Origin of the sequence: Halolamina salina (assembly GCF_042678005.1) — an archaeon.
Taxonomy (GTDB): domain Archaea; phylum Halobacteriota; class Halobacteria; order Halobacteriales; family Haloferacaceae; genus Halolamina; species Halolamina salina.
Genome location: NZ_JBHUDH010000016.1, coordinates 15,419 through 26,123 on the forward strand (window position 1 = coordinate 15,419; position 10,705 = coordinate 26,123).

The following is a 10,705-nucleotide window of genomic DNA, read 5'->3' on the forward strand; positions in this document are numbered from 1 at the left end:
AGGTCTCGCTGGCCGTGCGGGCGACGCGTGGGTCGCCCGCACGACGCCTCCGTGCGCGAACGAGCGCGCGAGGGACGACCGATCGAGCGAAGCGAGAGAGGGAGTCGGCTGGGGAGGTGTGTGGCTGTGCGGGGCGGTGCGGTCACAAGATGCCAACGATCGAGATGCTGTTGCCGTCGCAGTACCCGTGTCGAGAGATACTGTTACCGTCCCAGTACCCGTCGTAGAGAGGCACTGTTACCCCACAGCGAAGCCACCTTCCCCAAAGAACGAAAGCACGACCTCGTTCGAGGGCGGGAGCCTTATCCCCCACCACCGAGAACGTCGCGATATGCAACCACGCGACCTCTCCGCCCACGTCGAGTACGTCCCCGGACGGGGGGTCGAGGAGGTCGCCCGCGACCTCGGCCTCGATCCCGACGAGCTCGTGAAGCTCTCCTCGAACGAGAACCCACACGGCGCCAGCCCCGCGGCCGTCGACGCCGTACGGGACGCTGCCGACGAGATATCCGTCTACCCCAAGGCGGCCCACACCGACCTCACGGCCGACCTCGCCGAGAAGTGGGACCTCGACACCGAGCAGGTCTGGGTCAGCCCCGGCGCCGACGGCGCGATCGACTACCTCTCCCGGGCGATGCTCGACCCCGCGGACCCGGTGCTCGTCCCCGATCCCGGCTTCTCCTACTACGGGATGAGCGCGCGCTACCACCACGGCGACGTTCGTACCTACGAGCTCTCGAAGGCCGACGAGTTCGAGATGACCGCTGACACCGTGCTCGACGACTACGACGGCGAGCGCATGGTGTTCGTCACGTCGCCGCACAACCCCACGGGAGCGACGATGGCCCGCGAGGAGATCGAGGCGCTGCTTTCCGGCGTCGAGGACGACTCGCTGGTCGTGATCGACGAGGCCTACGGCGAGTTCGCCGAGGAGCCATCCGCCGCCGACCTCCTCGACGACTACGAGAACCTCGCGATCCTGCGGACGTTCTCGAAGGCGTACGGGCTCGCCGGCCTGCGGATCGGCTACGCGCTCGTCCCCGCCGCGTGGGGCGACGCCTACGCGAAGGTCTCGACCCCCTTCGCCGCCAGCGAGATGGCGCTGCGAGCCGCGATAGCCGCACTCGACGACGGCGCACACGTCGAGAAGTCCGTCGAGAGCGCCGAGCGGGCGCGGGAGCACATCCACGACCACCTCGACGCGCCGACGTTCGACAGCGAGGCCAACTTCGTACTCTGTGAGGTGGGCGACGGGAGCGCCGTCGCCGAGGCCGCCCAGCGGGAGGGCGTGATCGTCCGGGACTGCAGTTCCTTCGGCCTGCCGGGCTGTATCCGGATCTCCTGTGGGACCGAAGCCGAGACCCGGCGGGCGGTCGAGACGCTAAACGACGTGCTCGCCGAGTTGGAGGCGACGGCATGAGCGACACCGACGACCTCGCGTTCGACCGCGTCGCGCTCACAGGAACGCCCGGGACGGGGAAGACCACCGTCGCCGAGGCGGTCGGCGAACGCCTCGACATCCCCGTCCATCACCTCAACGACCTGATCCGCGAGGAGGGGCTTCACGAGGGTGAGGACGAGCAGCGCGGCTCGCTCGTCGCCGACCTCGACGCGATCCGGGAGTACCTCGGCGACTGGTCCGGGCTACTGGACTCCCACCTCGCACACCACTTCGACGCCGATGCTGCGATCGTGCTGCGCTGTCACCCCGACGAACTTGAGGAGCGCCTCGCCGAGCGTGACGAACCCGACGCGAAGATCGCCGAGAACGCCGAGAGCGAGGCGCTGGACATCGTGCTCAGCGAAGCGGTGCGGGCGTACGGGGAGGAGAACGTCTACGAGATCGACACCACCGACCGGCCGGTCGAGGCCGTCGTCGACGACGCCATCGCCGTCCTGCGCGGCAAGCGCGAGCCGTCGGCCGGCACGGTCGACTTCACGGGGGCGCTGTGACGCTCGATCAGTACCGCGATATCGCGGACCGGCTGCTCGTCCCGTTCGTCGACGCCGCGGAGGCGCTGGGCCTGACGCCCGACGGCGTGAGCGTGATCGCGTTCGTCTTCGCCGGTGCCGCCGGCGGCGCGTTCGCGCTCGCGGGCGGCCAGGGGCCGCTGTGGCTCTACCTCGCGGCCAGCTTCTTCGTGTTCGCGAACGGCTGGCTCGACCTCGTCGACGGCGCGCTCGCCCGGAGCCTCGGCACCGACTCCGAGGGCGGCGACCTGCTCGATCACGTGCTCGATCGCTACGCGGACGTGCTCATCATCGCCGGGCTCGCGGCGGGCGCTGACGCCTACGCGCTCGGCCTGCTCGCGGTGACGGGCGTGCTGCTCACCTCCTACCTTGGCACGCAGATCCAGGCGGTCGGGCTCGGCCGGGAGTACGGCGGCCTGCTCGGCCGCGCCGACCGGCTGGCGCTCGTGGGGATCGTCGGCGTGGTCGCGTTCGTGCTGCCCGGCGAGATCGTCGCCGGCTTCGGCGCGGTCGAACTGCTGCTCGTGCTGTTCGCGGTCGTCGGCCACCTCACCGCGCTCCAGCGGTTCTGGGGTGCGTGGTCGGACCTCCGCTGACGCCGTGGGCCGCCGTCTCGAAGGGACGGAAAACTGATACCCCGCCCGCCCACAGCGGGCGCCATGAGCGACCTCCATCAGTCGAACCGACGGCTCTGGGACGAGTGGAGCGACGACTTCCAGGCGATCTGGCGCTCGGACACCGACGAGGGCGAACTCCCGCCGGCGCCCTCGCCGTTCGCCGCGGACGCCCCCGGCGGCCCCCAGCCGGGGATTCTGGAGAGCGTCGAGGGGAAGGCGTACGTCGAACTCGGCTGTGGCGGCGGACAGGGCAGCGTCGGCACTGCGGAACTCGGCGCGGATCCCGTCGTCGGGGTGGACTTCTCGGGCGAGCAGCTCCGGTACGCGCGGCAGCTCCGCGACGAGTACGGCGTCGATGCCCAGTTCGTACAGGGCGACGTGACCGACCTCCCGCTCCCGGACGATCGCTTCGACGTCGCCTCCTCGGAGGCGGCGTTCCAGATGGTCGAGGACGTCGATCGCGCGTTCGCGGAGGCCCACCGCGTCCTCCGAGACGGCGGCGTGTTCGTGTTCAGCGTCCTGCACCCGCTGCACGAGGCGTTGGACGAGGAGTCCGGGACGCTCGAACACAGCTACGTCGACGAGGGGCCGCGGGAGATCGAGATCGACGAGGCGTTCGAGGAGACGCTGATGGTGTTCGACCGCACGGTCGCGGACCTCCACAACGGCCTCGTCGACGCCGGCTTCGAGGTCCGGCGACTGCTCGAACACCACAACCACGAAGTCGAGCACAACGAGCCAGCGGAGAGCGATCTGCCCGACGTGCTCTGGAAAGTGCCCCAGAGCGTGCGGTTCTGGGCGGTCGCGCAGTAATCAGTCCAGACTCAGGCCGGCGTGCCAGCGGTCCGCGCCGGCCTCTTCCTTCACTTCGTCCATCTTCGCGAGCAGCTTCACCGCGAGGCTCGCCGTCTCGGCGGCGACGGACTCCCCCTCCGTCATGAACTCGCCCGTGGTGCGGTTCGCGAACACCGAGCAGACCGCGCCCGCCCGCAGGCCGTAGACGTTCGCGAGCGTGCAGATGGCGGCCGTCTCCATCTCGATGTTCAGCACGTTCGCCTCCTTCAGGTCCTCGACGAGCGTCTCGCTGCCGGCGGCTTCGAACCCCTCGAACCCCTCCCGACCCTGCCCGGCGTAGAAGGAGTCGGCGGACATCGTGAGGCCGACGTGGTAGTCGTGGCCCAGTCGCTCGGCGGCGGCGATCAGCGCGGAGACGACCTCCTCGTCGGCGACCGCGGGGTAGTCCTCCCGGACGTACTCCTTGCTGGTGCCCTCCTGCCGGACGGCGCCGCGGGTGATCACCAGATCGCCAACGTCCATCTCGGGCTGGATCGCGCCACAGGAGCCGACGCGGATGAACGTGTCCGCGCCGACGCGGGCCAGCTCCTCGACGGCGATCGCCGCCGACGGCGAGCCGATCCCGGTGGAGGTGACGGAGATCGGGGCGCCGTCGTAGCTCCCGGTCGCGGTGCGGTACTCGCGGTGGTGGGCGACCTCCTCGTGGTCGTCCCACAGCGGCGTTACCTTGTCGACCCGCTCGGGGTTGCCGGGGAGCAGGACGCTGTCGGCGACGTCGCCGGGTTCGAGTTCGACGTGGTACTGCATCTCGTCTTCGGCGTCGGACATGCTTTCGCGGTTCTCCGCTGTGGGGCGTAAGGCTGTCGTTCGCTGTCGGGTGTCGTCCACACCCGGGCGAGTCCAGTTCGGACTCCAGCGCGCTTGATTCGACCCACGAGTGTCGGTCTTGAACCGTTACCCGCTATATCGATTTGTCACTATCGAGATCGAACACGTCGATGGAGCGATCGAACGCACGAGCCATCTACTCGGCGAAAACCGGCCGAAAAGGTTAGAGCACGCCCATCGTCTCCAGTCGCTCGGGCAGGTACGTGTCCGTCACGAAGTCCAGCCCTCGGGAGGCGAGCGCCTGCTGTTCGGCCTTCTTCCCGATGTCCAGTTGGAGTTCGATCTGCTCCTCCCAGAACTCCGTCTGGAAGCGCGGGTCCTCGAGTTCGGACTCCAGCGCGTTCACGTCCGAGTCCGACAGCGGGTCAGTCGGCAGGTCGTAGTCGACGATGTCCTGCGGGCGGATCCCCACGTACTGGGCCTCCGGCGTCGCGAGGTACTCCGAGAGGTGGGCAGACTTGATCGAGCCGTACGCCACGGAGCCGTAGATCCGGTAGGACCAGGGGTCACCGTCAGTGAACACCACGACCGGCAGGTCCAGTTCGTCGCGGAGCCGCTTGGTGATCCGCCGGGTCGCGCGCGCGGGCTGCCCCTTGAGGTGGACGATCAGGCAGTTGTACTCGTCGTCGAACCCGTTCTCGATCAGGCGGTCCCGCATCCCACCCGTCTCGACACAGAGCACGAAGTCGATGTCGTGGTCGAGGAACTCGATCGTGTCCGGGTTGTTCGGGATCTGGTAGCCGCCCTCGCCCACGTCGAGCTGGCAGTGGATCTCCCGCTCGCCGCGGCGGGTCTGCTCGCGCAGCTTCAGCGGCCCCATCAGGGTCGCGCCGGACTCCTCGGGGCGCATGTGGAAGTCCTCGCGGGTGACGCCCGTGATGATCTCCAGGTCCTCGACGAGGTTGTTCGACTCGTCCTGCCCGTTGAACTGGGCCTCCTCGTTGTCCCACGACTCCGAGAGGTAGTAGAGCTCTCGCAGCGTCGAGGAGCGGTCCTCGTCCAACTGGTTCGCGAGGAACTCGATGGTGTAGGCGGCCTTCAGCAGCTTCCGGGCGCCACTGACGGAGTTGGCCGAACGGGTGGACTTCCGGTCGCCGTACACCCAGACGCTCTTCTCGGGGTCGTACTCGATGTTGCTCTTCGTCCGGGTGGGCAGCTCCATCCGGGGGATCTCGCCGGCCGCGAACTGGTCGTAGAACTCCGCGGCCAGATCGATCAGCCGTTCCCGCGCCTCAGCGTCGCTCAGGTCTTTCGTGCTCATGCGTTCACCGTGAGTTTCTCGTCGTCGACGCCGTCGACGGTCGCGTCGGCGTCGGCGTCAGTCGGCAGGCTGTACTCCAGTTCGACCGTCTCGCCCGAGTCCACGTCGGGGTTCCAGTTCACGAACCACTCCTCGTCCATCTCGATCGCGTCGACGCCGTCGGGCAGCCCCTCGGGCTCGGCGGAGACGATCTCGGTGATCTCCAGACTCTCGTTCCGGTCGGAGTGGTTCTCGACCACCAACGTCACCGTCTCGCCGTCGCGCTCGCGGTCGACGCCGACGTTGTTCATGATCCGGGCCATCGCCCCCTCGATGTCGGGGTGGTCGCGCCCGGTGACTTCGGCGACCTTCTCGGCCATCTGCGGGAGGATGCGCCCGAGCACGTCCTGTTTCTCCCGGCGCTTGGCCATCGAGCGGCGCTTGTTGAGGTAGGACTTCAGCTCGCGGGCGGCCTCCCGGATCGCGAGCTCGATCTCGTCCTCGATCTCGGGCACCGACGCCAGCGCGTCCTTCGACTCGCTGGTGAACGGGACGTTCGTCGACGCGACGTGGATCGAGATGACCGCCGGCCCGGAGGGCATCCCCGAGCCGCCGGGCTGATCCAGCCCGTAGTTCCGCCAGCCGATGCGTTTGACCACGTTCGTCGTCGCACACGCGCCGCGCTGGTAGACGAGCGGCACGCGGTTCGCGAAGCGCAGTAGTTCGACGCTCCCGTCGGCGGGGATGTCGCCGCCGTAGGCGATCCCGGCCTCGACGACGAACGGGTCGCCGCCGTGGACCTCGGCGTCCCGGGTCGAGGCGGCGTAGAAGTCGGCGTCGTACTCCTTCCGGAGGCCGGCCTCGACCAGCTCCTCGGTGATCGGGGCGAGACAGTCCGTCGGCGGCGAGAGGATGTCCGTCTCCCGCATCGCCTCCAGCAGTTCGGAGGCGGTGTCGCGGTCGCCGGCGATCTCGCTCACGTTCGGCGGGTCGTCCGGGACGGTCTGCATCCGGGACCAGAGCGACTCGACGACGTTCTCGCGGGCGGTGTCGCCGAACGTCTCGTCGTCGTACTCCTCGGTGGTGTCGGCGGCCTCGTCGACGAGCGTCTTCAGGTCGCCGAGGGTGAGCCGCATCCGGTTCGGGCCGTCGTCGTCGCCCAGCGCGACGAAGCGTTCGGCCAGCCGCTCCGATAGCCCGTTGACTGCGGCGTCGTCCTTCCGCGTCGAGGTGGCGTCGTCGACCAGTTCGTACAGCGTCGGGGTGAGTCGGTCGAGGTCGTCGCCCTCGTCGTCGGAGCCGAACCGAGTGAGTTCGCTCCACGCCGCTTCGACGGCGTTCTCCCGGACGGTCGAGCCGAACGTCTTGCCCGTCTCGGTGCCGACCTCGTCGGCGACGGTGCCGACGATCTCGACGAGCCCGGAGTAGGTGGTCCGCTCGCGCTCGGTCAGGCTGTTCGCGATTCGCTCGGCGAACACGTCGGTCGCGTCGGCGCCCTTGTTCGAGACGGCCTCGCGGAGGGCGGTCTCGATGTCAGCTTCCACGTCGGCGGTCGGGGCGCCGTTCCGGGCGGGCCAGCCGAGTTCGCGGCCGAAGTGACGGTCGCGGAAGTTGTCGAGGACGCTGTCGGCGGTCTTCTTCCCGACGCGGGTGAACTCCTCCTGCATGAACCCCGAGAGGGAGTAGGAGTCGGTCGCGTCGAGCATCTTGATCAGCGTCCCGAGTTCGACGCCGTGGGGGTGGGGCCGAATCTCCTTCGTCTCCGCGGGGAGCTGATCGGTCGCACGCTCGAACTTCAGCGGCTCGTCCAGTCCCGGCTCCCGGAGCTCGATCCGTGCGTGGGGGTTGACGACCGCGGTGTGTTTGATGTAGTCGTGGAGCTGGCTCCGGGCGCGCATGTTGGCCTCCATCTCCAGTTCGATGCGCGTGCCGTGGCTGCGGTCCCACGAGGTGGTCTCGGCGGTCCCGATCTCCGGCTCGTTGGTGTCGGTGTCGATGATGAGCTCGAAGTACTCCGCCTCGGTGCTGCCCTGCGTGCGGGAGGTGATCTTCGCGGGCTTGCCGGAGGTGAGTTGGGAGTAGAGCACGGCCGCGGAGATTCCGATCCCCTGCTGCCCGCGGCTCTGCTCGCGCTTGTGGAACCGCGAGCCGTACAGCAGCTTCCCGAACACTTTGGGAAGCTGCTCCTTGGTGATCCCGGGCCCGTTGTCCTCGACCACGAGGCGGTAGTAGTCGCCGACCTCGCGGATCTCGACGTAGATGTCGGGCCGGATGCCGGCCTCCTCGGTCGCGTCGAGGGCGTTGTCGACGGCCTCCTTCACGGCCGTCACCAGCCCCCGGGCGCCCGAGTCGAACCCGAGCATGTGTTTGTTCTTCTCGAAGAACTCGGCGATGGAGATCTCGCGTTGCCCCTCGGCCAACTCCTCGGCCGTGGTGGTTCCCTCGCCGAGTGTCGTCTGCTCCGAGGTCATTCTGTACTCCGGGTACCCGTCCCCCACGTAAAGTCCCTTCCGTAGCTCGGTGAAACTGAAACTCCGGGAGAACGACGCGATTTCGGCGGGCCACGCGCGGCCACGGCCGCGCCGCTCGCGCGCGCCGCGAGAGCGGCGGCGATCGGGCCGTTCGCCCCACCCCCGAACTCAGTTTTCGGCTGCGTCGGATCGGTTTGGGAATCCCCGAAGTTCACTACGCCTGCAGCGAGTTTTCGTTCACGCGCCCCCGCGCGCGTGCGGGTCCTTTATCCGGCGGGGGCGCCTCTCAGAGAGTACGCGCTATGTCAGAAGAGAACGCCGACTACGGCGCGGGCCAGATCCAGGTCCTGGAGGGTCTCCAGGCCGTCCGGAAGCGCCCCGCCATGTACATCGGGTCCACCGACGACCGTGGGCTCCACCATCTCGTCTACGAGGTCGTCGACAACGCCATCGACGAGGCGTTGGCGGGTCACTGCGACCGCATCTCGGTGACGATCCACGACGACGGCTCCGTCTCTGTCACCGACGACGGTCGCGGGATCCCCGTCGACACCCACGAGGAGTACGACCGGCCGGCGCTGGAGGTCATCATGACCGTCCTCCACGCCGGCGGGAAGTTCGACAACAAGTCCTACCAGGTCTCCGGCGGCCTCCACGGCGTCGGCGTGAGCGTGGTGAACGCGCTCGCAAAACGCCTGACCGCCGAGGTCAAACGCGACGGCGCCGTCTGGCGCCACGAGTTCGACCGCGGTGAGCCTCAGGGCGACATCGAACGGGTCCGCGACCTCGAGGAGGACGAGGGGACGGGCACCACGATCCGCTTCTGGCCCGACGAGGAGATCTTCGAGACCACCGAGTTCGAGTTCACGACGCTGGAGAGCCGGCTCCGCGAGCTCGCCTTCCTCAACAGCGGCGTCCACATCGAACTCGCCGACGAACGCGACGACGAGGACCACGAACCGCAGTCGGAGACGTTCCTCTACGAGGGCGGGATCCGCGCGTTCGTGCGGTTCCTCAACGAGACCAAGACGCCCATCCACGACGACGTGATCTACTTCGAGGACGAGGAGGAGGGCGTCCAGGTCGAGGTGGCGCTGCAGGCCACCGAGGAGCTACAGGGGTCGATCCACAGCTTCGCGAACAACATCAACACCCGCGAGGGCGGCACCCACCTCACGGGGTTCAAGACGGCGCTCACCCGCGTCGTCAACGACTACGCCAACGAGCAGGGACTCATCGGCGACGTCGACGGCAACCTCAAGGGCGAGGACGTCCGCGAGGGGCTGACCGCCGTCGTCTCGGTCAAACACCCAGACCCGCAGTTCGAGGGCCAGACCAAGACCAAGCTCGGCAACAGCGAGGTCCGCGGGATCACCGAGAGCACGGTCCACGAGGGGCTGGGCACGTATCTCGAGGAGAACCCCGACACCGCGAAGAAGATCGTCGCGAAGGCCGCCGAGGCCGCGAAGGCTCGACAGGCCGCGAAGAAGGCCGAGGAGCTGACCCGCCGGAAGTCGGCGCTGGAGTCGACGGCGCTGCCGGGGAAGCTCGCGGACTGTCAGAGCCGCGACCCCAGCGAGGCCGAGCTGTTCATCGCGGAGGGTGACTCCGCGGGTGGGAGCGCCAAGCAGGCCCGGGACTCCTCGTTCCAGGCCGTGCTCCCGATCAAGGGGAAGATCCTCAACGTCGAGAAACACCGTCTCGACCGCATCCTCGAGAACGACGAGATCCGCGCGATCATCACCGCCGTCGGCACGGGGATCGGCGAGGAGTTCGACATCGAGGACTGCCGCTACGAGAAGATCATCATGGCGACCGACGCCGACGTCGACGGCGCCCACATCCGGACGCTGCTGCTCACGCTGTTCTACCGGCACATGAAGCCGCTGCTGGAGGCGGGCTACGTGTACGCCACCCAGCCGCCGCTGTACCGCATCCGCTACCGCGGCGAGACGTACGACGTGATGAGCGAGGAGGAGCGGGACCGGGTGATCGAGGAGGTCTGTGACGGCAACCCCACGCAGGTCCAGCGGTTCAAGGGGCTGGGTGAGATGAACCCCGACCAGCTCTGGGAGACGACGATGAACCCGGAGAACCGGGTGCTGAAACAGATCACGCTCGACGACGCCGCCGCCGCGGACAAGATGTTCTCGGTGCTGATGGGCGACGCCGTCGACCCGCGGAAACAGTTCATCAAGGAGCACGCGACCGACGCCGAGTGGGTGGACATATGAGCACGGACACGCCCGACGACGGGGACGAGCCGGCCGACCGGGTCGAGCACGTCCGCGTCGAGGACGAGATGGAGCAGAGCTACATCGACTACGCGATGTCGGTCATCGCGGGCCGCGCCCTCCCGGACGTCCGGGACGGCCTGAAGCCGGTCCACCGGCGCATCCTCTACGCGATGCACGAGGACGGGATCACCTCCGGCTCCGGCCACCGGAAGTCCTCCTCCATCGTCGGGACCACCATGGGGGACTACCACCCCCACGGCGACAGCGCGATCTACGACGCGCTCGCCCGGATGGCACAGGACTTCTCGATGCGCGCGCCGCTGGTCGACGGGCAGGGGAACTTCGGCTCGATCGACGGCGACCCGCCGGCCGCGATGCGCTACACGGAGGCGCGCATGGCGCCGATCGCCGAGGAGCTGCTGGACGACATCGGGAAGGACACCGTCGACTTCTCCAGCAACTACGACGACCGGCTCACGGAGCCGG

At 68.3% G+C, this 10,705-nt stretch carries 9 protein-coding genes; 6 read left to right on the plus strand and 3 right to left on the minus strand.

The window, feature by feature from the left end; translation table 11 throughout:
• Positions 1 to 331: 331 nt before the first annotated feature.
• The 4 genes from hisC (at position 332) to ACFR9S_RS02285 (ending at position 3,401) form a co-directional block, all read left to right on the plus strand.
• Entirely contained in the window at positions 332 to 1,420 is a 1,089-nt protein-coding gene (hisC, locus tag ACFR9S_RS02270; RefSeq protein ID WP_379732592.1) for a histidinol-phosphate transaminase, read from the plus strand.
• Positions 1,417 to 1,953: an adenylate kinase family protein gene (locus tag ACFR9S_RS02275; protein ID WP_379732591.1), complete on the plus strand. Its 537-nt coding sequence runs from the start codon at positions 1,417 to 1,419 to the stop codon at positions 1,951 to 1,953. Before hisC ends, ACFR9S_RS02275 begins: the two co-directional genes overlap by 4 nt.
• Entirely contained in the window at positions 1,950 to 2,567 is a 618-nt protein-coding gene (locus ACFR9S_RS02280) for a CDP-alcohol phosphatidyltransferase family protein (RefSeq protein ID WP_379817978.1), read from the plus strand. The genes ACFR9S_RS02275 and ACFR9S_RS02280 overlap by 4 nt, the downstream gene beginning before the upstream one ends.
• A 63-nt stretch (positions 2,568 to 2,630) precedes the next feature.
• Complete coding sequence (locus tag ACFR9S_RS02285) at positions 2,631 to 3,401, plus strand: class I SAM-dependent methyltransferase (protein ID WP_379730772.1); 771 nt, start codon at positions 2,631 to 2,633, stop codon at positions 3,399 to 3,401.
• Here the strand turns inward: ACFR9S_RS02285 and ACFR9S_RS02290 are convergent, their stop codons facing one another.
• The 3 genes from ACFR9S_RS02290 to ACFR9S_RS02300 form a co-directional block, all read right to left on the minus strand.
• Positions 3,402 to 4,211 carry a nucleoside phosphorylase gene (locus ACFR9S_RS02290; RefSeq protein WP_379730773.1) on the minus strand — a complete coding sequence of 270 codons (810 nt, stop codon included), beginning with the start codon at positions 4,209 to 4,211 and terminating at the stop codon, positions 3,402 to 3,404. It abuts the gene before it with no gap.
• Positions 4,212 to 4,434: 223 nt separating this feature from the next.
• Positions 4,435 to 5,532 carry a DNA topoisomerase IV subunit A gene (locus ACFR9S_RS02295; RefSeq protein WP_379730774.1) on the minus strand — a complete coding sequence of 366 codons (1,098 nt, stop codon included), beginning with the start codon at positions 5,530 to 5,532 and terminating at the stop codon, positions 4,435 to 4,437.
• A complete protein-coding gene (locus ACFR9S_RS02300; protein ID WP_379730775.1) occupies positions 5,529 to 7,982 on the minus strand; it encodes a DNA topoisomerase VI subunit B in 2,454 nt (817 codons plus the stop codon). The genes ACFR9S_RS02295 and ACFR9S_RS02300 overlap by 4 nt, the downstream gene beginning before the upstream one ends.
• 302 nt (positions 7,983 to 8,284) lie before the next feature.
• Between ACFR9S_RS02300 and gyrB the strand changes: the two genes are divergently transcribed.
• Entirely contained in the window at positions 8,285 to 10,216 is a 1,932-nt protein-coding gene (gyrB, locus tag ACFR9S_RS02305) for a DNA topoisomerase (ATP-hydrolyzing) subunit B (RefSeq protein ID WP_379730776.1), read from the plus strand.
• The coding region (locus tag ACFR9S_RS02310; RefSeq protein ID WP_379817979.1) for a DNA gyrase subunit A at positions 10,213 to 10,705 on the plus strand (493 nt) is incomplete at its 3' end. The genes gyrB and ACFR9S_RS02310, both read left to right, overlap by 4 nt.